Here is a 22,510-nt window from a genome sequence, read left to right as displayed (position 1 = left end):
CGGGCGCATAGGGTTCAAAGGGGTTTTGAATAAACCGCAGTAGCAGCATTGTCTTCGCCGGCACCGTGATCATTGATGCTGGTGAAGTTCACCTTGATGGGGCTGGTTGGCGGTGTTTTCAGTTGTTCCGATGCACTGAAAGTTTCACTGGCAAAGGGCGCGATATGACCACTTCCAAATGCCAGCTTATGGCCGTTGGAATCAATTTCAATATGACCGATATTGACGAAGTAAGCAGTGGGGTTGTCTGCTTTCAATGTCCATTTGTCGTTGCTTCTAACTAACGTCCAATTGATGGCGTTGGCTGATTCGTTAACATGACCTGGTAATTTGGCTGGACGATAGAGCACTTTGATGCGGGAGCGAAAGGCAAATTGCAAGTAATTCTCGCCCTCTGCCTTGGGAGGAACTTCGAGTAGGTTGAACCAGTACAGGGTCTCGCGATCTTGCGCCATTTTCGTGCCATTGTGCAGCAGGCGGACGGTCTGTCCCTTGCCGCCCTCGATACGGGCTATGGCAGGCGTGACGATGAACGGTACCTGGATGGTCTCCGGGGTTGCCTTGCTGTCCCCGTCGTCGAGCCAGGCTTGAACCAGGGTCGGATTCTTTGCCTTGTTTTCCAGGCCAATGGTGGCTTCACCTTGTTCGGCTGGAAAGATGATGCGGGTGTTGGAGATGACAACACTGGCTTGAACGGTGGCGATGCAGCTCAGCCAGGTCACTGCCAGGAGTAACAGTTTGGTGATTGAGGTCATGTGCAATCAGTCGCGTGAGGGCCGTCGAGAGGAGTGGGGCAGCTGCCGGGGCTGCTGCCCGCATGGCTTAGATGTAGCGGATCAGGTATTCCACCCGGGTAGCGATTGGCCCGGCGCTGGCTGTGCCGGTGGCGTAGTAGTGGGCCGAGTAGTTGAAGGTGGCTGCGCCGTTGGCCAACTGGACAGGGATGGTGTTCTGCTCACCCTGTGGCCGGCCGATATGGATTGCACCATTGTTGGCGTTGCGCAGCTGTACCTGGACGTTGGCGGCACCACCGGCATCGGCTTTCAAGCGGCCGCTGGCAGGGTCGACGCTGCTGCCGGTGAGGAACTCGATGTCGATACGCCCGGCAGGTGGGTTGCACCCGGTCAGCCTGATCTGAAATGCACTCCCCAGGTAGGTGTTGCCCGCGGAGCCCAGGTCATCGGTGCGCGCCGGGCGCATGGGGACGGTAAAGTTGTTGGCGCCAGAACCGCCGTTAATCGTGCACGTCTGAGCAAACACGTTGCCGGTGAACTCGATGCGGCCGTCTGAAGCCTGGGCGGTAGTTGTAATGCCTGCAAGCAGTGACAGGGCAAGTACTGCGCCAAGTTTGGATGTGATCATGTGGGTACCGTATAGCGATGTTTAATGGGTGTTTGAGTAATCCGGTTTGGCTTTCAAGTAAACAACCCGTAAAAGTTGTAGAGGTTGAAAGTGCGGTGATTATGGGGCTGGGCGCACGGTTTTAATGTAGGAGCGCCTCGGTGAGAAACTGTGGCTTGAATTGTCAGTGTTTGTAGGAATAAAGGAGCGTATTAACGGTTGTTGTAATACCGTGTTGATGCTAATGCCGGTGCTTGAGCGGTAGCTTATATCCAGGCGTGTTTTTGCTGGGAAGTGCAGAATGTAAAGGCAGCATGGGCATGGGTTTGACGCTGGCCCATGGGGGGGGTATAAACCGCCTTTATTTGCATCCAGGCCTTTTTCCATGAGCTTCAGCCCACTTATCCGCCAGTTGATCGACGCACTGCGCATTCTGCCCGGCGTTGGCCAGAAAACCGCCCAACGCATGGCCTTGCAGCTACTTGAGCGCGACCGCAGTGGCGGTACCAGGCTGGCTCAGGCCTTGAGTCAGGCCATGGAAGGTGTTGGGCATTGCCGCCAGTGCCGGACCCTGACCGAGCAGGCACTCTGCCCGCAATGTTCGGACCCGCGTCGGGACGATACCCTGCTGTGCGTGGTGGAAGGGCCGATGGATGTCTATGCCGTGGAGCAGACGGGCTATCGTGGCCGCTACTTTGTGCTCAAGGGGCACCTGTCGCCGCTCGATGGCTTGGGTCCGGACGCCATTGGCATCCCGCAGTTGATGGCGAGGATCCAGGAGCAGGGCAGCTTTACCGAAGTGATCCTGGCCACCAACCCGACGGTGGAAGGTGAGGCGACCGCCCATTACATCGCCCAGTTGCTGGCCGACAAAGGTCTGGTCGCTTCGCGAATTGCTCATGGTGTGCCGCTGGGTGGTGAGCTGGAACTGGTCGATGGCGGCACCCTGGCGCACTCGTTCGCCGGGCGCAAACCAATCTCGCTGTAACCATCGAACTTCAATCGCGGGGCAAGCCCGCTCCTACCTGTCCGGTGGGAGCGGGCTTGCCCCGCGATGCTTTCAATACTCGCTCAGCGAAAACCCGGTCAGGCAAAAGGTCGGCACACCGGCCTCATTCAGCCGCTGTGAACCACCCAACTCCGGCAGGTCGATGATTGCCGCCGCCTCGAACACCTGCGCACCCATGCGCCGTACCAGGTTGGTAGCGGCCAGCAAGGTACCCCCGGTGGCGATCAGGTCGTCGAAAATCAGTACCGAATCACCTTCACAGAGGCTGTCGGCGTGCACTTCGAGGAAGGCTTCGCCGTACTCGGTCTGGTAGCCTTCGGCGAGCACGTCGGCCGGTAGCTTGCCTTGCTTGCGAAACAGGATCAGTGGCTTGTTCAGCTGGTGGGCGATGATCGAGCCGATCAGAAAGCCGCGCGCATCCATGGCAGCGATATGGCTGAAGTCGGTTTCGACATAGCGTTCGATAAAGGCATTGGCGACATGGCGCAGGCCCCGCGGTGACTGGAACAGCGGGGTGATGTCGCGAAAGATAACGCCCGGCTTGGGGAAGTCCGGTACCGGGCGGATCAGGGCTTTGAGGTCGAAAGTGGCGCTGGGCATGAGGCGAGTATCCTGAAAAACCAATGCCCGCCAGTATACCTGTTATGCGCAGGCTCAGCTGTCCAGCGAGCCGCCGGCCAGGGCGCACAGCTGGATCGGGTCAAGGATGTGGATCTCCTTGCCCTCGGCCTGGATCAGGCCGTTTTGCTGGAAGCGGGTGAACACCCGAGACACGGTTTCGACCGCCAGGCCCAGGTAGTTGCCGATCTCGTTGCGCGACATGCTCAGGCGGAACTGGTTGGCCGAGTAACCGCGAGCACGGAAACGTGCCGAAAGGTTGACCAGGAAGGTGGCGATGCGCTCGTCCGCGGTCTTTTTCGACAGCAGTAGCATCATCTGCTGGTCGTCTCGGATCTCGCGGCTCATGACCCGCATCAGCTGGCGGCGCAGCTGTGGCAGTTGCACCGACAGCTCATCCAGGCGTTCGAAGGGGATTTCGCAAACTGAGGTGGTTTCCTGGGCCTGGGCCGACACCGGGTAGGCTTCGGTGTCCATGCCCGACAGGCCGACCAGTTCGCTGGGCAGGTGGAAGCCGGTGATCTGCTCCTCGCCACTGTCGCTGAGACTGAAGGTTTTCAGAGCGCCGGAACGCACCGCGTAGACCGAGCCGAAATTGTCGCCCTGGCGGAACAGGAACTCGCCTTTTTTCAGCGGACGCCCCCGTTTGACGATTTCATCCAGTGCATCCATGTCTTCCAAGTTCAATGACAAGGGCAGGCACAGCGGCGCCAGGCTGCAATCCTTGCAATGGGCCTGGTTGTGGGGGCGCAGTTTGACTGGCTCGGACATTTCTTCAATCCTTGTGGGAAAGCACACATAAGCCGTAAGGGTAACTCAGGGCAGGGTGTTTCGGCCAGCTTGTACGCTAGTGGCGTACGCTGGCGCCAGAAAAACCGCGATGTGCTTGAAGGTGCGCAGCCTGTGCGCTGTAGAGCCGTTCAGTGCTGTTTGGTCCCGGTTTCATTGGCCCAAACCCAGGTGCGCTGCGACAAAAAACCTCAGCAGTCAGATGACCCGGGAAAAGCGCTGGCGGTTGTGCAGGTCCAGATACGCGTCGAACACCATGCACACCGAGCGCACCAGCAAGCGTCCGGCGGGCAGCACCTTGATGCCCTCGTTGCTCAGTTCGATCAGTCCGTCCTTGTGCATCGCTTGCAGGGCAGGCCACTGATCATTGAAGTAGCCACGAAAATCGATGGTGAAATCGCGCTCGAAGGTCTGGAAATCCAGTTCGAAGTGGCAGATCAACTGCTGGATCACCGCCCGGCGCAGTCGGTCGTCCTGGGTACAGATCAGCCCGCGGCTGGTGGCCAGCTGGGCGGTGGACAAGGTGTCCTGGTAGGTATTGAGGTCGCTGCTGTTCTGGCAATACAGGTCGCCGATCTGGCTGATGGCCGAGACGCCGAGGCCGATCAGGTCACAATGGCCATGGGTGGTATAGCCCTGGAAGTTGCGCTGCAGGGTCGACTCTTCCTGGGCAATTGCCAGCGCGTCATCGGGCAGGGCGAAGTGGTCCATGCCGATGTAGACGTAGCCGGCGGCGGTTAGCTGTTCGATGGTGTTGTGGAGCATTTCCAGTTTTGCAGCCGGGGCCGGCAACTCATTGCTGTCGATGCGTCGTTGCGGCAGGAAGCGTTCGGGCAGGTGGGCGTAGTTGAATACGGAAAGACGATCCGGCTGCAGCTTGATCACTTCTTCGACGGTGCGGGCAAAACCTTCCGGGGTCTGCTTGGGCAGGCCGTAGATCAAGTCAAGGTTGATCGAGCGAAACTGCAGGGTACGCGCCGCTTCGATGATCGCCCGGGTCTGCTCCAGGCTTTGCAGGCGGTTGATTGCCCGTTGCACCAGTGGATCGAGGTCTTGCACGCCCAGGCTGACGCGGTTGAAGCCCAGCTCGCGAAGCAGGCCCATGGTCGACCAGTCGGCCTCGCGTGGGTCGATCTCGATGCCATAGTCACCGGAGTCGTCATCGAGCAGATTGAAGTGCTGGCGCAGGTGGGCCATCAGCTGGCGCAGTTCTACGTGGCTGAGGAACGTCGGGGTGCCGCCGCCAAAGTGCAGTTGCTCGACGGTTTGCTTGGGGTCCAGGTGGCAGGCGATCAGCTGGATTTCCTGCTCCAGGCGTTGCAGGTAGGGCGCGGCGCGGCCCCGGTCCTTGGTGATGACCTTGTTGCAGGCGCAGTAGTAGCAGATGTTGGCGCAGAACGGCACATGCACGTAGATCGACAGCGGGCGTACGGCGCGACGGCTGTCACGCAGGGCGTGCAGCAGGTCGAAGGAGCCGACTTCGCTGTGCAGTTGCACCGCGGTCGGGTAGGAAGTGTAGCGTGGGCCGGCCAGGTCGTAGCGGTGAATCAGGTCGGAGTCCCAACGAAGAACGTCGAGCATGCGGGCAGTCCCCAGAAAGAGCAGCAGTGTCCGGAGTCTAGGGAGCGCGGGGCAACCCCGTGTTGATTTGTATCAACGCCGCTTCAGTGGCCCATCAGCCAGTGCTGGTGCGGGCCTGGCAGGGTCCACAGGCCGAACAGCATCACCAGCACGCCACCGGCGACGCGCACGCTGCGCTGGCGCAGCAAGGCGCTGGTGCGTTCGGCGGCAAGGCCGGTGGCCAGCAACACCGGCCAGGTGCCAAGACCGAAAGTCAGCATCAACAGCGCGCTGTCGGCGGCATTGCCCTGGCTCGCTGCCCAGAGCAGGGTGCTGTACACCAGGCCGCAGGGCAACCAGCCCCACAGTGTACCTAGCAGCAGTGCGCGAGGCAGGCTGGAGACCGGCAGCAGGCGGTTGGCCACGGGCTGGATATGCCGCCACAGGCCGCGCCCCAGGCCCTCAATGCGGGTCAGGCCGCTCCACCAGCCGGCCAGGTACAGGCCCATGCTGATCAGTAGCAGTGCGGCGAGCACGCGCATGGCGGTGGCCACCGGGCTGTTGGCGACTGCCCAGCCGGCGAGCCCGAGCAGCAAGCCGGCCAGGGCATAACTGAGGATGCGCCCCAGGTTGTAGGCCAGCAGCAGGCGAAAGCGGCGGCTACGTTGCTCTTTGGGGATGGCCAGGGTCAGGGCGCCCATCAGGCCGCCGCACATGCCCAGGCAGTGACCGCCGCCGAGCAGGCCGAGGATCAATGCCGAGCTGAGCAGGGGTAAAAGGTCAGTCACGGGGCGGCTTGCCGTTGTCGGGTTTCTTGCCGTCGGCCTCATCCATGGCGGCGGTGTGCTGCGGATCCTGGTCGTCGAAGAGGATGCTGTGCGCCGGGCCGTCGAGGTCGTCGTACTGGCCGCTGTCCACTGCCCAGAAGAAGATGTAGATGGCGATAGCGACGATCAGCAGGGCGGCCGGGATCATGATGTAAAGCGCGGGCATGGAGGCTCCTGGTCAGGCCGTCGCGGGATGCGCGGCGGGGGCTGGCGTGTAGTTGGCCGGCAGGCCGCTGGCGCGGGTCAGGCGCAGGGCATTGAGGACCACGATCAGCGAACTGACCGACATGCCGACCGCCGCCCAGATTGGCGTGATCCAGCCCAGCGCGGCAAACGGCAGCATGACGCCATTATACGCCGAGGCCCACAGCAGGTTCTCGATAATGATCCGCCGGGTGCGGCGGGCCAGGCTAAAGGCCTGCACCAGTGCTTCCAGGCGATTGGACAGCAGGACCGCATCGGCGCAGGTTTTGGCCAGGTCGGTGGCCGAGCCCATGGCGATGCTGATATCGGCGGCGGCCAGCACCGGCACATCGTTGACCCCGTCACCGAGCATCAGCACCTTGCGCCCTTGCTGCTGCAGGGCCTTGAGTTTTTCCAGCTTGTCGTCAGGGCGCAGGCCGCCGATGGCCTGGTCGATCTGCAACTCGGCAGCCACGCTGTGGACCATCGGCGAGCTGTCGCCGGACAGCAGCAGGGTGTGCCAGCCGCGGGCGCGGCAGGCGGCCAGGAGGTCGGCGGCGTCAGAGCGCAGACGGTCATCGAGGACGAACCAGGCCAGCGGGCCCTGCTGGTCACCGAGCAGCAGCCATTGCCCGGCTTCGTCGGGCATTGCCGGGGCGTTGGTGGCACTGAGGGCGCAGACGAAACCTGCCTCGCCGATGCGCAAGTGCTGCTGGCCAACCTTGCCTTCCAGGCCCAGGCCGGGTATCGCCTGAACCTCGTCGGCAGCCTGGCTGGCGCGGCCGAAGGCACGGGCAATGGGGTGTTCGGAGCGGTTCTCGAGGGCGGCGGCGAGCATCAGGCAGCGGTCGGCATCGCTATCGCGTAAGGGGCGGATCGCCCGTAGGGTCAGCCGGCCCTCGGTGAGGGTGCCGGTCTTGTCGAAGATCACCGTGTCGATCTGGTTCAGGCCTTCGAGCACATGACCACGGGTCAGCAGCAGGCCGAGTTTGTGCAGGGTGCCGGTGGCCGCAGTCAGCGCAGTCGGGGTGGCCAACGACAGGGCGCAGGGGCAGGTGGCAACCAGCATGGCCAGGACAATCCAGAACGCCCGCGACGGATCTATCTGCCACCACAGCAGGCCGATGGCCGCCGAGGCCACCAGGGTAAACAGCAGGAACCATTGCGAGGCGCGGTCGGCGATTTCCGCGAGGCGTGGTTTTTCCGACTGAGCCCGCTCCAGCAGGCGCACGATCGCCGACAGGCGCGTGTCCTGGCCCAGGGCCTGGACCTCGACGGTCAGTGCGCTCTCGACGTTGAGGGTGCCGGCAGTGACCGCGTCGCCAGCGCTGCGCGGTTGCGGCAGGTATTCACCGGTCAGCAGCGATTCGTCGATACTCGACTGGCCGCTGACGATACGCCCGTCGGCGGGGACTACATGCCCAGGCGGGATCAGCACGCAGTCCTTGAGGTGCAATTCACTGAGCAGGATGCGCTCGCTCTGCCCGGCGGCGCCCAGGCGCAGGCACGAGGCCGGCAGCAGGTTGACCAGTTGCGCGGTGGCAGCGGCAGTGCGCTCGCGGGCGCGGCGTTCAAGGTAACGTCCGGCCAGCAGGAACAGGGCAAACATGCCCACGGCGTCGAAGTACAGCTCGCCGCTGCCAGTGATCGCGGTCCAGATCCCGGCGCCATAGGCCAGGCCGATCGCCAGGGATACCGACACGTCCATGGTCAGGTGGCGGGTGCGCAGGTCGCGGGCGGCGCCACGGAAGAATGGCGCGCAACTGTAGAACACGATCGGTGTGGTCAGGAACAGCGCCACCCAGCGCAGGATGGTGTGCAGTTCGGGACTAAGGTCGATGTTGAATTCCGGCCAGGTGGCCATGGTCGCCATCATCGCCTGGAACCACAGCAGCCCGGCGACGCCGAGCTGGCGCAGGGCCGTGCGGTTCTCGCTGGCCAGCTGTTCGGCGGCGCGATCGGCCTGGTAGGGGTGGGCGGCGTAGCCGATATGGCGCAGTTCGGCGAGCAGTTTCGACAGCGCCAGCTCACTGTCGGCCCAGCTCACCTGCAGGCGGTGGTTGGACAGGTTCAGTCGCGCCTCGGCCACGGCCGGCAGGTTGCGCAGATGTTTCTCGATCAACCAGCCGCAGGCTGCGCAACTGATGCCTTCGATCAGCAGGGTGGTTTCGGCCAGCTCGCCGCTGTGCCGGACGAAGGGTTTTTGCACGTCGGCGCGGTCGTACAGGGCCAGTTCGTCGACCAGTTGCTGGGGCAGGGCATCGGGGTTGGCGCTGGCTTCGCTACGGTGCTGGTAATAGCTTTCCAGGTTGCCGGCGACGATGGCCTCGGCAACGGCCTGGCAGCCGGGGCAGCAAAACGCCCGTGGCTGGCCGAGCACCACGGCAGTGAAGTGGCTGCCGGCAGGTACGGGCAGGGCGCAGTGGTAGCAAGGCGTGGGGCTGGTCATGGTAGTCGTCGCAGGTTTTAGGGTGGCCAGCATCGCTGGCAAGCCAGCTCCCACAGGCTAAGTGCAACCTGTGGGAGCTGGCTTGCCAGCGATAGGGGCGACTCATTTATCGAGGTGTTCAGCCCCTTGCAGCGCCTCGTCACCGAGTACCAGGGTCTTGTCGTGGGCAACTTCTTCTTCCTCGAACAGGCGCCATACATGCTCATCCTGGCTGCCCAGCAGCTCGACGAAGCGCCGGCCTTCGACCTTGTCGCTGAGCTGGCCCAGGTAGCGCCCGGCTTCGCTGTCACTGCGGGTCAGGACGATCTTGCGGTCCTTCTGCGGCTGGGTCGGCGAGATCAGGTTCAGTTCCAGGGTCTGCGGCTGGCTGTTGCCGGTCAGGCGCAGGTCGACTTCACCGGTCAGCTCGTCCAGGTGCACGCTGGCCTTGAGGTTGAGGGTCTGGGCCAGCAGTTCGCGGTCCAGCGAGCGGTTGATACCTTTGCCGGCCTCGTAGTAGTTGTCGTTGACCAGGTTGTCGGGGTTGTTCACCGCGATGGTCACCATGGTCAGGCTGAGGGTCACCGAGGTGGCCAGCACCCCGATGATGATCCACGGCCAGAGGTGCTTGTACCAGGGGCTAGCGGCAGTTGCAGAAGGCATAGGCTCAGTCTCTTATCGAATTTGCGGGCCGATGAAGCGGCTCTTGGCTTCAACCTGGGAGGCGCTGTCGTCAGCGTCCTTGAGGGTGAAGATGACTTCGTTGGTGGTTGACGGCAGTTGCTCTGGGGCCATCGACAGCTGCACCGGCAGGCTGACGATATCACCGGCGGCGACGCGGATTTCCCGCGCGCCTTCAAGCTTGAGGTCTGGCAGGCCACCGGCTTCGAGCACGTAGACGTGGTCGCGCTGGTCCTTGTTCATGACCTTCAGGCTGTAGACGTTCTCGATCCGCCCCTGGGCGTTCTCGCGATAGAGCACGCGGTCCTTGCTGACGTCGAAACCGACCAGCGGGCGCAGGACAAAGGCGGTGGCCAGCAGGCCGATCATCGCCAGCAGGACCACGGCATAGCCGATCAGGCGCGGGCGCACCATGTGGGTTTTCTGCCCCGACAGGTTGTGCTCGGTGGTGTAGCTGATCAGGCCTTTGGGGTAGTTCATCTTGTCCATGATGGTGTCGCAGGCATCGATGCAGGCGGCGCAGCCGATGCACTCGATTTGCAGGCCGTCACGGATGTCGATACCGGTCGGGCAGACCTGGACGCACATAGTGCAGTCGATGCAGTCGCCCAGACCCTTGGCCTTGTAATCCATGTCCTTTTTGCGCGGTCCACGGGTCTCGCCGCGGCGCGGGTCGTAGGAGACGATCAGGGTGTCCTTGTCGAACATCACGCTCTGGAAGCGCGCGTAGGGGCACATGTATATACACACCTGCTCGCGCAGCCAGCCGGCGTTGCCGTAGGTGGCGAGGGTGAAGAAGCCGACCCAGAAGTACGCCCAGCCATCGGCCTGGCCGGTAAAGAACTCGATCACCAGTTCGCGGATCGGCGAGAAGTAGCCGACGAAGGTCATGCCGGTGACAAAACCGATGCTCAGCCACAGGCTGTGCTTGGCCAGCTTGCGCAGGAACTTGTTGGCGCTCATGGGCGCCTTGTCGAGTTTCATGCGCTGGTTGCGGTCACCTTCTGTGACTTTTTCGCACCACATGAAAATCCAGGTCCATACGCTTTGCGGGCAGGTATAGCCGCACCAGACGCGGCCAGCGTAGACCGTAATGAAAAACAGGCCGAAGGCGGCGACGATCAATAGGCCCGAGAGCAGGATGAAATCCTGGGGCCAGATGGTGGTACCGAAAATATAGAACTTGCGCTCCGGCAGGTTCCACCACACGGCCTGGTGGCCGCCCCAGTTCAGCCAGACCGTACCGAAATACAGCAGGAACAGGACGGCGCCGCCGACCATGCGCAGGTTGCGGAACACGCCGGTGAAGGCTCGGGTGTAGATCTTTTCTCGGGAGGCGTAGAGATCGACGCTGCTGTTGTCTTTACTGGCAGGCGGGGTGACGTCATGTACCGGAATCTGCTTGCTCATCATTGAGTCCCACGGCAGTGGAGAAGTGCCGCGGCCAGTACATGCCGGCCGCAGTCGAAAGCTTGCTGCTCTAGGGCGCATGATACGCCTGTCCTGCGGGTAGGGGGGAGGGGTGCGACCTTTGGCCGCGTTGGGGAATTGCGGGTAATAGTGTATTGGCCCATGTCAATTGACGCAGGTCATGGGTAGGGGCGGGTCTATAAAAAAGCCCCGTCAGGTTCACTGACGGGGCGTTTGCCAGCTGGGCGAATTACTTCGCTTGGGCGGCCTTCTCAGGCTGGTGCGACAGGCTGTAGACATAGGCCGCCAGCAGGTGGACCTTGTCGTTGCCCTGGATTGCTTCCTGGGCAGGCATCTGGCCCTGACGGCCGTAACGGATGGTCTGCTGCAGTTGCGCAAAACTCGAGCCGTAGATGAACGCGGTCGGGTGGGTCAGGTTCGGTGCGCCCATGGCCGGGGTGCCCTTGCCTTCAGGTCCGTGGCAGGCCACGCAGTTGGCGGCAAACAGCTTCTGGCCGTTGGCCGGGTCGGCCTTGGCATCTTTAGGCAGGGTGCGGCCATCGAGGTTGGTCAGCACGTAGGCTGCAACGTCGGCCACGCCTTGCTCGCCGATGACTTCGGCCCAGGCCGGCATCACCCCGTGACGACCGCCCATGATGGTGGCCTTGATGGTTTCCGGCTCGCCGCCCCAGCGCCAGTCGTTGTCGGTGAGGTTTGGGAAGCCGTAGGAGCCTTTGGCGTCGGAGCCATGGCACACCGCGCAGTTGGAGGCGAACAGGCGGCCACCCATTTTCAGCGCTTGAGGGTCTTTGGCCACTTCTTCAATGGGCATCGAGGCGAACTTGGCGAAGATCGGCCCGAACTTGGCGTCCGAGCGAGCCATTTCCTTTTCCCATTCGTGCACGCCGGTCCAGCCAGCTTCGCCGTTGGCGAACTCGGTTTTCTTGTCGCTGTCCAGGTATTGGTAGCCGGGCAGCAGGCCTTTCCAGTTACCCAGGCCCGGGTACAGCACCAGGTAGCCAAGGGCGAAAACGATGGTGCCGACGAACAGCATGAACCACCATTTTGGCAGCGGGTTGTCGTATTCCTCGATGCCGTCGTAGGCATGGCCCACGGTTTCTTCGGTGGTTTCGCTGCGCTGGCCCTTGCGGGTGGACAGCAGCAGCCAGGTCAGGGCGAAGATGGTGCCCAGACTCAAAACGGTGACGTACAGACTCCAGAAGGTAGTCATTCGTTGTTACTCCTAGACGCTTTCGCTTTCGCTTGCTCGACGTGCTTGCTGGCTTCGGGATCATCCGCGAAGGGCAGCAAGGTCGCTTCGTCGAACTCGGACTTGCGCCGAGAACTGAACACCCACAACGCCAGGCCGATAAAGGCCACCATCACCACGACGGTGCCCAGGCCACGAATCATCCCGATATCCATCAATGTCACCGTTTGCTTTTGATGATGGTGCCCAGGCCTTGCAGGTAGGCAACCAGAGCGTCCATTTCAGTCTTGCCCTTGACCGCGTCGCGGGCACCGGCGATGTCTTCATCGGTGTACGGCGTGCCGAGGGTACGCAGGACTTCCATCTTCTTCTTCGTGTCCTTGCCGTCGAGCTTGTTCTCCACCAGCCATGGGTAGGACGGCATCTTCGACTCGGGCACAACGTTGCGCGGGTTGTACAGGTGAGCACGGTGCCAATCGTCGGAGTAACGACCGCCAACACGGGCCAGGTCCGGGCCGGTACGCTTGGAACCCCAAAGGAACGGGTGGTCCCAGACGCTTTCACCGGCGACCGAGTAGTGTCCGTAACGTTCGGTTTCGGCGCGGAACGGACGGATCATCTGCGAGTGGCACTGTACGCAGCCTTCGCGGATGTAGATGTCGCGGCCTTCAAGTTCCAGCGCGGTACGCGGCTTCATGCCTTCGACCGGCTTGTTGGTGACGTCCTGGAAGAACAGCGGGACGATCTGGGTAAGGCCGCCGATGCTCACGGCGATGACCATGAAGAAGGCCATCAGGCCGATATTCTTCTCGACTGTTTCGTGCTTCATCAGTGAGCTCCAACTACAGCGATCTGAGCGGCGGCTTCAGCTTCGGCCGGCTTCGAGGCGCGTACGGTACGGAAAACGTTGTACGCCATCAGCAGCATGCCGGAGGCGAAGAACGCACCGCCCAAGGCACGGACGATAAAGCCCGGGTGGCTGGCTTGCAGGGCTTCGACGAAGGAGTAGGTGAGGGTGCCGTCATCGTTGATCGCACGCCACATCAGGCCCTGGGTGATGCCGTTGACCCACATCGAGGAGATGTACAGCACGGTGCCGATGGTCGCCAGCCAGAAGTGCGCGTTGATCAGGCCGGTGCTGTGCATCTGCTCGCGGCCATAGACCTTCGGAATCATGTGGTACAGAGCGCCGATCGAGATCATCGCAACCCAGCCCAAGGCGCCGGCGTGGACGTGGCCGATGGTCCAGTCGGTGTAGTGCGACAGCGAGTTGACGGTCTTGATCGCCATCATCGGGCCTTCGAAGGTCGACATGCCGTAGAACGCCAGGGAAACCACGAGGAAACGCAGGATCGGGTCGGTGCGCAGCTTATGCCAGGCGCCCGAGAGGGTCATCATGCCGTTGATCATGCCGCCCCAGCTTGGCGCCAGGAGAACGATCGACATGGCCATGCCCAGCGACTGTGCCCAGTCCGGCAGGGCGGTGTAGTGCAGGTGGTGAGGGCCGGCCCAGATATACAGGGTGATCAGCGCCCAGAAGTGCACGATCGACAGGCGATAGGAGTAGATCGGACGTTCGGCCTGTTTCGGCACGAAGTAGTACATCATGCCCAGAAAGCCGGTGGTCAGGAAGAAGCCCACGGCGTTGTGGCCATACCACCACTGGATCATCGCGTCAGTTGCGCCTGAGTACGCCGAGTAGGACTTGAACAGGCTGACCGGCAAGGAAGCGTGGTTGACGATGTGCAGCATCGCGGTCACCACGATGAAGGCACCGTAGAACCAGTTACCCACATAGATGTGCTTGGTCTTGCGCTTGACGATGGTGCCGAAGAACACCACACCGTAGGTGACCCAGACAATCGCCAGCAAAATGGCGATCGGCCATTCCAGCTCTGCGTATTCCTTGGTCGTGGTGTAACCCAGCGGCAAGGTGACCAGTGCGCCGACGATCACCGCTTGCCAGCCCCAGAAGGTGAAGGCCGCGAGGCTGTCGGAAATCAGTCGCGTCTGGCAGGTTCGCTGCACGACATAGTAGGAAGTGGCGAACAGTGCACAACCACCGAAGGCGAAAATCACCAGGTTGGTGTGCAAGGGGCGAAGGCGTCCGAAGCTCGTCCACGGCAGGTCCAGGTTCAGCTGGGGCCAGACCAGTTGCGAGGCGATGAAGACACCAAGCCCCATGCCAAGGATCCCCCAGACCACCGTCATGATGGCGAACTGGCGGACGACCTTATAGTTATAAGCAGTCGGACTGATTGCTGTGCTCATTCTAAGGTTCCACGGTTTGGGTGTTTTTATAGGGTAAAAATCGGCGCAAGTATGTATAAACCGTGTGGTTATTGCAACGCGATGGCGCCCGCGCCGATCCTTGCCAAAGCCTGTTCCACAGCGGTTTCGGGCCTTTGTGGCGGGCGAATTGTACACAATTAATTATTTTATATGTGTACGAAAAGTTTGTTTTTCGTCCAGGACAAAGACTTCTGCTGAGCCCTTGCTCAGTGCCGTTCATCACGCGCTTATCGGCGCTTGAGTCGGCCCCATCAGCCTTTGCGCAGAACCGCTGGCGAAAAATGCCCTAAAAAGGTGCAAACACACCGGCTATTTCAGTCGCTGTGGCAACAAGCTTAGTTGTGATCGAAGGGGGTGCAAGGCGCGGGCAGGGCGGGGTGCGACACTTGGTCGCAACAGGGAAGGGGAACCACCGCATCAGTGCTGATGCGGCGGTTTGAGTCAAGGCTCAGTTACCTCTTCATTTTACTTGGCAGACAGGGTTTCGCCTTGCGCTGCCTGGTCCTGGGACAAACTGTAGACATAGGCCGCCAGCAGGTGGACTTTGTCGTTGCCCTGAATCGCTTCCTGGGCAGGCATCTGGCCCTGACGGCCGTAACGGATGGTCTGCTGCAGTTGCGCGAAGCTCGAACCGTAGATGAACGCGGTTGGATGGGTCAGGTCCGGTGCGCCCATGGCCGGGGTGCCCTTGCCTTGCGGGCCATGGCAGGCAACGCAGTTGGTGGCGAAGAGTTTTTCACCGTTGGCCGCGTCGGCCTTGGCTTCTTTGGGCAGGCTGCGGCCATCGAGGTTGGTCAGCACGAACGCGGCGACGTCGGCCACGCCTTGCTCGCCAATCACATCGGCCCAGGCCGGCATCACCCCGTGACGACCGCTCATGATGGTGGCCTTGATGGTTTCCGGATCGCCGCCCCAACGCCAGTCCTTGTCGGTGAGGTTGGGGAAGCCGTAGGCGCCCTTGGCGTCGGAACCGTGGCAGACCGCGCAGTTGGAGGCGAACAGACGGCCGCCCATTTTCAGCGCCTGCGGGTCCTTGGCCACTTCTTCCACCGGCATGGCGGCGAATTTGGCGAAGATAGGTCCGAACTTGGCGTCAGCCTTGTTCATTTCCTTTTGCCATTCGTTGGTCTGGGTCCAGCCGTCTTCATAGCCCGGCAGGATGCCTTTCCAGTTGCCCAGGCCCGGGTAGAGGATCAGGTAGCCGACCGAAAACACCAAGGTGGCGACGAACAGCCAGAACCACCACTTGGGCAGCGGGTTGTCGTACTCCTCGATGCCATCGAAGCTGTGGCCCATGGTCTGGTCGGTGGTGCCTTTGGATTCGCCCTTGCGGGTGCCCAGCAGCAGCCAGGTCAGGCCGATCAGGCTACCGATGGTCAGTACGCTGATGTACGTACTCCAGAAGGTGGTCATTGCCCGTTACTCCTCGGTTCGGGTTCGTTGGCGACAGGTGCCAGACGCTCGTCGGCGAACGGCAAAAGGCTGGCTTCGGCGAATTCACGGTTACGCCGGCCGCTGAACACCCACAGCGACAGGCCAATGAAGGCAATGGCCACCAGCAGGGTGCCCAGGCCTCGCACTTGGCCGATATCCAGTGTGAAGTCCATGGCGCTTACCTCTTGTTCTTGATCGCGGTGCCGAGCACCTGCAGGTAGGCGACCAGCGCGTCCATTTCGGTCTTGCCCTTGATCGACTCCACTGCGCCGCTGATGTCGGCATCGGTGTACGGCACGCCGAGGGTGCGCATGGTGCGCAGCTTGGTCTCGGTGTGACTGCTGTCGACCGGGTTGGCAACCAGCCACGGATAGGCCGGCATCTTCGACTCGGGCACGACGTTGCGCGGGTTGTACAGATGCGCACGGTGCCAGTCATCGGAGTAGCGGCCGCCGACGCGGGCCAGGTCCGGGCCGGTACGCTTGGAACCCCAGAGGAACGGGTGGTCCCAAACACTTTCACCGGCGACCGAGTAGTGGCCGTAGCGCTCGGTTTCAGCGCGGAATGGACGGATCATCTGCGAGTGGCACTGCACACAGCCTTCGCGGATGTAGATGTCACGGCCTTCCAGCTGCAGCGCGGTGTAGGGCTTCATGCCTTCGACCGGCTTGTTGGTAACGTCCTGGAAGAACAGCGGGACGATCTGGGTCAGGCCGCCGATGCTGACGGCAAACACCATCAACAGCACCAGCAGGAAGACGTTCTTCTCGATTACTTCATGTTTCATCAGGGTCTCCTCAGGCCAGTTGCGCGGCGGCAGGGGCGGTCGCGGCCACCGGAGCACGCACGGTGCGCCAGGTGTTGTAGGCCATCAGCAGCATGCCGGTGAGGAAGATCGCCCCGCCGACGAAGCGCACGATGAAGCCAGGGTGGCTGGCCACCAGGGTTTCGACGAAGGAGTAGGTCAGCGTGCCGTCTTCGTTGACTGCGCGCCACATCAGGCCCTGGGCGATGCCGTTGACCCACATCGAAGCGATGTAGAGCACGGTGCCGATGGTCGCCAGCCAGAAGTGCGCGTTGATCAGGCCGAGGCTGTACATCTGCTCGCGACCGAAGACTTTCGGGATCATGTGGTACAGGGCGCCAATCGAAATCATCGCAACCCAGCCCAATGCGCCGGCGTGGACGTGACCGATGGTCCAGTCGGTGTAGTGCGACAGGGCGTTGACGGTCTTGATCGCCATCATCGGACCTTCGAAAGTCGACATGCCGTAGAACGCCAGGGAGACCACAAGGAAGCGCAGGATCGGGTCGCTGCGCAGCTTATGCCAGGCACCGGAGAGGGTCATCATGCCGTTGATCATGCCGCCCCAGCTGGGTGCCAGCAGGACCAGCGACATGATCATGCCCAGCGACTGTGCCCAGTCGGGGAGGGCGGTGTAGTGCAGGTGGTGAGGGCCGGCCCAGATGTACAGGGTGATCAGCGCCCAGAAGTGCACGATCGACAGGCGATAGGAATACACCGGACGTTCGGCTTGCTTGGGCACGAAGTAGTACATCATGCCGAGGAAGCCTGCGGTCAGGAAAAAGCCTACGGCGTTGTGGCCGTACCACCACTGGACCATAGCGTCAGTGGCGCCACCGTACAGCGAATAGGACTTGGTCAGGCTGACCGGGATTTCCAGGTTGTTGACGATATGCAGGATCGCCACGGTGATGATGAATGCACCGAAGAACCAGTTACCCACATAAATGTGCTTGGTGGTGCGCTTCATCAGGGTGCCGAAGAACACCACGGCATAGGCCACCCAGACAATGGTGATCAGGATGTCGATCGGCCATTCCAGTTCGGCGTACTCCTTGGTGCTGGTATAACCCAGCGGCAGGGTGATGGCAGCCAGCAGGATCACCAATTGCCAGGCCCAGAAGGTGAAAGCCGCCAGGCGTGGCGAGAACAGGGTGGTCTGGCAGGTACGCTGGACCGAATAGTAGGAAGCGGCGAACAGTGCGCAACCACCGAAGGCGAAGATCACCGCGTTGGTGTGCAGCGGTCGCAGGCGGCCGAAGCTGGTCCAGGGGAGGTCGAAGTTGAGCGAAGGCCAGACGAGTTGCGCGGCGAGAAAAACGCCGAGCCCCATCCCGACGATTCCCCACACCACCGTCATAATGGCGAATTGGCGGACCACCTTGTAGTTGTAGGCGGTACTGCTGGTTGTGTTCATGTATGGGTTCCCATCCACGGTTATAGGCAGACTAAACAGCGAGGCAAGCATGAGTAATGGGCAACTGGCCGGTATTGACGGGGATCAATGGGCGCGGCTGGTCGAAAGTTGTGGCTGGCTGTGGAATGCCCCGCAAAATCAGGGGGATGGCCAGCATTCGCGGTGCCTGATTCTGGCCCACGGCGCGGGTGCGCCGATGGACAGCGGGTTCATGGAAGAAATGGCCCAAAGGCTGGCAGCACAAGGGCTGGGCGTGTTGCGCTTCGAGTTTCCCTACATGGCCCAGCGCCGCCTCGATGGTGGCAAAAGGCCGCCAAACCCCCAGGCAAAGCTGCTGGAGTGCTGGCGCGAGGTGTATGCGCAGGTGCGACCATTGGTCACTGGGGGGCTGGCCATCGGCGGCAAGTCCATGGGCGGGCGCATGGCCAGTCTGTTGGCCGATGAGCTGGGTGCCGATGCGCTGGTGTGCCTGGGCTATCCGTTCTATGCCGCAGGCAAACCGGAAAAACCACGGGTGGCGCACCTGGCCGAACTGCAGACGCCGACCCTGATCGTTCAGGGGGAACGCGATGCCCTGGGCAATCGGCAGACGGTGGAGGGTTATGCGCTGTCGTCAGCGATCGAGCTGTACTGGCTGCCGGCGGGGGATCATGACTTGAAGCCGCTGAAGGCTTCCGGGTTCAGTCATGGCGATCATCTGGCGACGGCGGCGGACAGGATTGTGGCGTTTCTGAAGTAGCGGGGCTGCTATGCAGCCCATCGCTGGCAAGCCAGCTCCCACAAGGATTGCAGTGAACACCTGTGGGAGCGGGCTTGCCCCGCGATGAGTTCAGTTGCTTAGCCGCGATACTCGCACAGGTAAGCCGTATCAACCGCCACCTTGAGCTGGAACTTGCTGTTGGCCGGGACATTGAACTGGCTGCCGGCGCTGAAGGTTTCCCAGTTGTCGCTCTCAGGCAGCTTGACGGTCAGGGCGCCGGAGACCACGTGCATGATTTCGCGTTGAGCAGTACCGAACTCGTATTCGCCCGGGGCCATTACGCCAACAGTGGCCGGACCTTCAGCGGTACCGAAAGCAATCGACTTGACCGTGCCATCAAAGTACTCGTTGACTTTAAACATGGGCGACTCCTGGAAAAGGGGCTGAAAAGGCTGGCCAGTATGCCCAAGCCCCGGAGCGCCGTCATCCGCTTTCAGGCACCCTAGGCCGGCAGTGTCAGCGGCAGCAGGCGCGCGGTATTGCGGGCATCTTCCAGGGCCCGGTGCTGGCGGCCGCTGAACTGCAGGCCAGCCAGTTGCAAGGCGCCTCTGAGGCCCAGCGGGCGTTGCAACTGGCGGGCTTTGGCAAAGTGTTGCTTGAGGTTGATGTGCGGCAGGGTCTGCAGCAGGCTGGCGAGCTGATACTGTCGCCACTCCTGCAGCAGTTGCTTGTGGTCATAGTCGCCCCAGCTGACCCAGCCCTCCAGGTGCTGGGCATGATGCCCGAGCCAGCGCTCGAACTGTGCCCAGACCTCGGGCAAGGGGTGGGCTGTGTCGACATTGGCCTGGCTGATGTGGGTCAGTTCGCGGCAGAACGGGGTAAGTTGCGGGCGTCGCCGAGGGCGTACGAAACGCTGGAAATGACTCAGTTCACGGTCCTGGCGGTCGACCAGCACTGCACCGATTTCGATGATTTCCATATCCGTGACCGGCCAGCCGCCATCATCTGTGGTTGCTTCAAGGTCGATCACCAGCCAATGGCCCATAGTAGGCTCCCATGCAAGACTGCCAAGAGCGTAGCCAAACTCGGGCGCATCGGGTATCCCTGGCATTTTGCCTGTGCAGCTTGGCGCAACCGGCAGTTGTGCAACGCCCTGAAAACGCCTAGCTTAAGCGGATTCCGGTTTCAATCCGCAAAGAGTGTGTTGCTTTGAGTTCAACGCCCATGCCACAGAAGATGCCCTTGCTGTTCATGCTTGCCGTGATGGGGCTGGCGCCTTCGGCCTGGGCGGCAGCGGAAATCGAAGTCAAGGTCGGCGCGGCGCATTTCCCTCCCTACACCGTGCGCCCCGAACAGGGCGCCGACACTGGTCTGTTGCCACAGTTGATCGAGGCGCTCAATTCAACCCAGCAGCGCTATCGTTTCGTCCTCGTGCCGACCTCGATCCCCCGTCGTTTTGGCGACTTCCAGCAGGGGCGCACCGACATGGCGATCTTCGAGAACCCTGAGTGGGGATGGCAGCAGATTCCCCATCAAAGTGTCGATATGGGCCTGGAAGACGCCGAGGTCTTCGTTACCCATCGTCAGGCCGGACGCGGTCAGGAGTATTTCACTGACCTCAAGGGAAAGCGTCTGGCTTTATACAGCGGTTATCACTACGCCTTCGCCAATTTCAATCCTGACCCCAAGTACCTGGCCGACACTTACAGCGCGACCCTGACCTATTCACATGACAGCAACCTGCTGATGGTTCAGCGTGGCCGCGCTGATATCGCCCTGGTGACCCGTTCCTACTTCAGCGATTTCCTCGCGCGTAACCCGAAAAGCGCCGAACAATTGCTGGCATCCGACCGCGTCGATCAGGTCTACCATCATTACGCACTCCTGCGCCCTGGCGCGCCGATCGGCGGACCAGAATTTTCCAGGTTGTTGCAGTCCCTGCGCAACAAGGGCGAGTTGCTGAAAATCTTCCAGCCCTACCGCATCACGGTCAGCGCCCCCAAGCACGACTAAATTTGCCGATGCCGGCGACGTTCACAAGGGTGAGCCGAACATTCCCTTCGTGAGCCCAGATCATGCCATTCGATTCCGCTACGCCGACTTTGTCCTTGCCACGCTGGCGCAACCTTAGCGCCGATGAAGGGGAGTGCCACTTGAGCCTGGTGCTCGAGGGTAAGCCGTTGGCGCGTGTACGCCTGCAGCGCGGCGAAACCTTGCAGGTCGGGCTTGAAGAGGTTGATCGCGAGCGTGTGCCACAAGCCCTGTGGGCCGTCTGTTACTGGTTGTTCGCGCGCGATCCAGGCATTGCCCGCCTGACCTGGCAGCTCGATCAGCCGCCGCATTCAGCCTTGAGCAGCGGCCTGCTGGTCAGCGCAACGAAGTCGGGCGAGTACCTGTGCGAACGCAGTTTGTTCTGGCAGTTGCCCCAGCCCTGGCTTGGCCAGCCGTTCGAAGGGGTGTACCCGCAGCAGATGCAGATCAGTGATGGCAAGCGTCATCCCCGGCGTGCGCCCAAGCCCCGTGGTGAGGTGTACCGGCGTTTCGATGCGCGCCTGGGGGCCTGGATATCCTTGCGGACCCTGGAAATAGACCAGGACCTGGAGCGTTTCAACCGCTGGCAGAACAACCCGCGGGTGCTGAACTTCTGGCAGGAGGGCGGTAGCCTCGAGCAACATCGGGACTACCTGGGCAAGCTGCAAGCCGATCCGCACAACCTGACCTTGATCGGCTGTTTCGATGATCAGCCGTTCGCCTATTTCGAGGCGTATTGGGCCAAGGAAGACCGCATCGCGCCGTTCTATGCGGTGGATGATTACGATCGTGGCATTCACATGCTGGTCGGAGAAGAGCAGCACCGTGGCCCACACAAGGTGGCCAGTTGGCTGTCAGCTTTAGTGCACTACCTGTTTCTCGATGATCCGCGTACCCAGCGAGTGGTCGCCGAGCCACGGGCCGACAACGGCAAGATGATCGGCTACATGCACGACCAGTGCTTTCACTGCGAAAAGGAATTCGATTTTCCGCACAAGCGCGCGGCACTGATGATTCTGGGGCGGGAGCGGTTCTTCGAGGACTGCAAGCTGGTCTGATCCGCAAGCGGCAAGCGGCATCACAGCCCTCTTGCCGCTTGAAGCTTGCCGCGCTCAAGCCCTCTGGCTTGAGACCTTGCGACAATGTACCAGGGCATCGCGGATCATGAAGTTGACCAGGGTCGGCGAGACGCCCAGTTCCTTGGCGATGTCCTTTTGCGGTACGCCATGCAGGCGATACATTTCGAAGGCATAGCGGGTGCGCTGAGGCAGTTCGCCCAAGGCGTCGGCAATATGTTCAAGGGTGGCGAAGTTGATGTGCGTGGCTTCTGGCGAGGCGCCTTGAATGACCACATTCAGGCCCTCCTCTTCGCTGCCGGAATACTTCAGTTCCATCGCCTGTTTGCGGTAGTGGTCGATGGCCAGGTTGCGCACGATCTGGAACAGGTAGCTAAGCTGGGCCTTGAACGAGGAGGTGATCTGCGGCGCTGAACTGAGCCGGAAGAACGCATCCTGGACCACATCTTCGGCCCGTGAGCGACAGCCGGTGATACGAGCGGCAATCTTCACGAGGATGCTACGGTTGTCGACAAACGCCTGGAGTAACGGTGAATCGCACTTACTTGTGGATAGTTGTTCCGCCATGGAAATCACCTTATCTCTAAGAGGGAAGTGGAGCACTCCAAATCCGGAGGCTTCCTACGACGTGCGACAAATTATTCGTAATGATAATTATTGTCAAATGCGAAAGTTAATAAGACTCTATGCTTTTTGGTT

At 61.4% G+C, this 22,510-nt stretch carries 25 protein-coding genes; 4 read left to right on the top strand and 21 right to left on the bottom strand.

The window, feature by feature from the left end; all coding sequences use genetic code 11:
• Positions 1 to 14: 14 nt before the first annotated feature.
• Positions 15 to 755: a fimbrial biogenesis chaperone gene (locus M5G17_RS13140; protein ID WP_273893342.1), complete on the bottom strand. Its 741-nt coding sequence runs from the start codon at positions 753 to 755 to the stop codon at positions 15 to 17.
• A gap of 67 nt (positions 756 to 822) precedes the next feature.
• A complete protein-coding gene (locus M5G17_RS13135) occupies positions 823 to 1,362 on the bottom strand; it encodes a fimbrial protein (protein ID WP_273893341.1) in 540 nt (179 codons plus the stop codon).
• A 364-nt stretch (positions 1,363 to 1,726) separates the two neighbouring features.
• Between M5G17_RS13135 and recR the strand changes: the two genes are divergently transcribed.
• On the top strand, positions 1,727 to 2,329 hold the full coding sequence (gene recR, locus M5G17_RS13130; protein WP_273893340.1) for a recombination mediator RecR: 603 nt from the start codon (positions 1,727 to 1,729) through the stop codon (positions 2,327 to 2,329).
• A 72-nt stretch (positions 2,330 to 2,401) separates the two neighbouring features.
• Here the strand turns inward: recR and M5G17_RS13125 are convergent, their stop codons facing one another.
• The 16 genes from M5G17_RS13125 to ccoN (M5G17_RS13050) form a co-directional block, all read right to left on the bottom strand.
• Positions 2,402 to 2,950, bottom strand: a complete 549-nt coding sequence (locus tag M5G17_RS13125) for an adenine phosphoribosyltransferase (protein ID WP_273893339.1) — start codon at positions 2,948 to 2,950, stop codon at positions 2,402 to 2,404.
• Between the two features lie 54 nt (positions 2,951 to 3,004).
• On the bottom strand, positions 3,005 to 3,739 hold the full coding sequence (gene fnrA / locus M5G17_RS13120) for a Crp/Fnr family transcriptional regulator FnrA (protein WP_130263849.1): 735 nt from the start codon (positions 3,737 to 3,739) through the stop codon (positions 3,005 to 3,007).
• A gap of 216 nt (positions 3,740 to 3,955) precedes the next feature.
• Positions 3,956 to 5,338, bottom strand: coding sequence for an oxygen-independent coproporphyrinogen III oxidase (hemN, locus tag M5G17_RS13115; protein ID WP_273893338.1), 1,383 nt, complete (start codon positions 5,336 to 5,338; stop codon positions 3,956 to 3,958).
• Between the two features lie 83 nt (positions 5,339 to 5,421).
• The gene (locus tag M5G17_RS13110) at positions 5,422 to 6,105 is read right to left on the bottom strand and encodes a sulfite exporter TauE/SafE family protein (RefSeq protein WP_273893337.1); all 684 of its coding nucleotides are present in this window, start codon (positions 6,103 to 6,105) and stop codon (positions 5,422 to 5,424) included.
• Positions 6,098 to 6,310, bottom strand: coding sequence for a cbb3-type cytochrome oxidase assembly protein CcoS (gene ccoS / locus M5G17_RS13105; RefSeq protein WP_273893336.1), 213 nt, complete (start codon positions 6,308 to 6,310; stop codon positions 6,098 to 6,100). Before ccoS ends, M5G17_RS13110 begins: the two co-directional genes overlap by 8 nt.
• A gap of 12 nt (positions 6,311 to 6,322) precedes the next feature.
• Entirely contained in the window at positions 6,323 to 8,776 is a 2,454-nt protein-coding gene (locus M5G17_RS13100) for a heavy metal translocating P-type ATPase (RefSeq protein WP_273893335.1), read from the bottom strand.
• Between the two features lie 102 nt (positions 8,777 to 8,878).
• Positions 8,879 to 9,418, bottom strand: a complete 540-nt coding sequence (locus M5G17_RS13095; RefSeq protein WP_130263854.1) for a FixH family protein — start codon at positions 9,416 to 9,418, stop codon at positions 8,879 to 8,881.
• Positions 9,419 to 9,430: 12 nt separating this feature from the next.
• Entirely contained in the window at positions 9,431 to 10,846 is a 1,416-nt protein-coding gene (gene ccoG, locus M5G17_RS13090) for a cytochrome c oxidase accessory protein CcoG (protein WP_273893334.1), read from the bottom strand.
• Positions 10,847 to 11,096: 250 nt separating this feature from the next.
• Entirely contained in the window at positions 11,097 to 12,077 is a 981-nt protein-coding gene (gene ccoP / locus M5G17_RS13085; RefSeq protein ID WP_273893333.1) for a cytochrome-c oxidase, cbb3-type subunit III, read from the bottom strand.
• On the bottom strand, positions 12,074 to 12,271 hold the full coding sequence (locus M5G17_RS13080) for a cbb3-type cytochrome oxidase subunit 3 (RefSeq protein WP_273893332.1): 198 nt from the start codon (positions 12,269 to 12,271) through the stop codon (positions 12,074 to 12,076). Before M5G17_RS13080 ends, ccoP (M5G17_RS13085) begins: the two co-directional genes overlap by 4 nt.
• A 5-nt stretch (positions 12,272 to 12,276) precedes the next feature.
• Positions 12,277 to 12,885 carry a cytochrome-c oxidase, cbb3-type subunit II gene (gene ccoO, locus M5G17_RS13075; protein WP_273893331.1) on the bottom strand — a complete coding sequence of 203 codons (609 nt, stop codon included), beginning with the start codon at positions 12,883 to 12,885 and terminating at the stop codon, positions 12,277 to 12,279.
• Positions 12,885 to 14,327 (bottom strand): cytochrome-c oxidase, cbb3-type subunit I, encoded by a 1,443-nt coding sequence (ccoN, locus tag M5G17_RS13070; protein WP_273893330.1) that lies wholly within the window; start codon positions 14,325 to 14,327, stop codon positions 12,885 to 12,887. Before ccoN (M5G17_RS13070) ends, ccoO (M5G17_RS13075) begins: the two co-directional genes overlap by 1 nt.
• A gap of 486 nt (positions 14,328 to 14,813) precedes the next feature.
• Positions 14,814 to 15,761, bottom strand: a complete 948-nt coding sequence (gene ccoP, locus M5G17_RS13065; protein WP_273893329.1) for a cytochrome-c oxidase, cbb3-type subunit III — start codon at positions 15,759 to 15,761, stop codon at positions 14,814 to 14,816.
• On the bottom strand, positions 15,758 to 15,955 hold the full coding sequence (locus tag M5G17_RS13060; protein ID WP_273893328.1) for a cbb3-type cytochrome oxidase subunit 3: 198 nt from the start codon (positions 15,953 to 15,955) through the stop codon (positions 15,758 to 15,760). Before M5G17_RS13060 ends, ccoP (M5G17_RS13065) begins: the two co-directional genes overlap by 4 nt.
• Positions 15,956 to 15,960: 5 nt before the next feature.
• Positions 15,961 to 16,569: a cytochrome-c oxidase, cbb3-type subunit II gene (gene ccoO, locus M5G17_RS13055; protein ID WP_273893327.1), complete on the bottom strand. Its 609-nt coding sequence runs from the start codon at positions 16,567 to 16,569 to the stop codon at positions 15,961 to 15,963.
• A gap of 10 nt (positions 16,570 to 16,579) precedes the next feature.
• Positions 16,580 to 18,004, bottom strand: coding sequence for a cytochrome-c oxidase, cbb3-type subunit I (gene ccoN / locus M5G17_RS13050; RefSeq protein WP_130263862.1), 1,425 nt, complete (start codon positions 18,002 to 18,004; stop codon positions 16,580 to 16,582).
• A gap of 49 nt (positions 18,005 to 18,053) precedes the next feature.
• On the opposite strand from ccoN (M5G17_RS13050), the gene M5G17_RS13045 reads away from it, so the two are divergent.
• Positions 18,054 to 18,743 carry an alpha/beta family hydrolase gene (locus M5G17_RS13045; protein WP_273893326.1) on the top strand — a complete coding sequence of 230 codons (690 nt, stop codon included), beginning with the start codon at positions 18,054 to 18,056 and terminating at the stop codon, positions 18,741 to 18,743.
• A gap of 98 nt (positions 18,744 to 18,841) precedes the next feature.
• On the opposite strand, the gene ppnP is transcribed toward M5G17_RS13045, so the two are convergent.
• Together ppnP and M5G17_RS13035 are read right to left on the bottom strand one after the other, a co-directional pair.
• A complete protein-coding gene (gene ppnP, locus M5G17_RS13040; protein ID WP_130263864.1) occupies positions 18,842 to 19,126 on the bottom strand; it encodes a pyrimidine/purine nucleoside phosphorylase in 285 nt (94 codons plus the stop codon).
• Positions 19,127 to 19,206: 80 nt separating this feature from the next.
• Positions 19,207 to 19,749 carry a 3'-5' exonuclease gene (locus M5G17_RS13035; protein WP_273893325.1) on the bottom strand — a complete coding sequence of 181 codons (543 nt, stop codon included), beginning with the start codon at positions 19,747 to 19,749 and terminating at the stop codon, positions 19,207 to 19,209.
• Positions 19,750 to 19,955: 206 nt separating this feature from the next.
• Between M5G17_RS13035 and M5G17_RS13030 the strand changes: the two genes are divergently transcribed.
• Together M5G17_RS13030 and M5G17_RS13025 are read left to right on the top strand one after the other, a co-directional pair.
• Positions 19,956 to 20,717: a substrate-binding periplasmic protein gene (locus tag M5G17_RS13030; RefSeq protein ID WP_273893367.1), complete on the top strand. Its 762-nt coding sequence runs from the start codon at positions 19,956 to 19,958 to the stop codon at positions 20,715 to 20,717.
• A 62-nt stretch (positions 20,718 to 20,779) separates the two neighbouring features.
• Positions 20,780 to 21,793, top strand: a complete 1,014-nt coding sequence (locus M5G17_RS13025) for a GNAT family N-acetyltransferase (RefSeq protein WP_273893324.1) — start codon at positions 20,780 to 20,782, stop codon at positions 21,791 to 21,793.
• Positions 21,794 to 21,847: 54 nt separating this feature from the next.
• On the opposite strand, the gene M5G17_RS13020 is transcribed toward M5G17_RS13025, so the two are convergent.
• Positions 21,848 to 22,378, bottom strand: a complete 531-nt coding sequence (locus M5G17_RS13020) for an RNA polymerase factor sigma-70 (RefSeq protein WP_130263867.1) — start codon at positions 22,376 to 22,378, stop codon at positions 21,848 to 21,850.
• Positions 22,379 to 22,510: the final 132 nt, after the last annotated feature.

The organism is Pseudomonas rubra, assembly GCF_028656935.1.
Taxonomy (GTDB): domain Bacteria; phylum Pseudomonadota; class Gammaproteobacteria; order Pseudomonadales; family Pseudomonadaceae; genus Aquipseudomonas; species Aquipseudomonas rubra.
The sequence above is the reverse complement of the archived record's forward strand: the minus strand, read 5'-3'. Positions and strand labels throughout refer to the sequence as shown.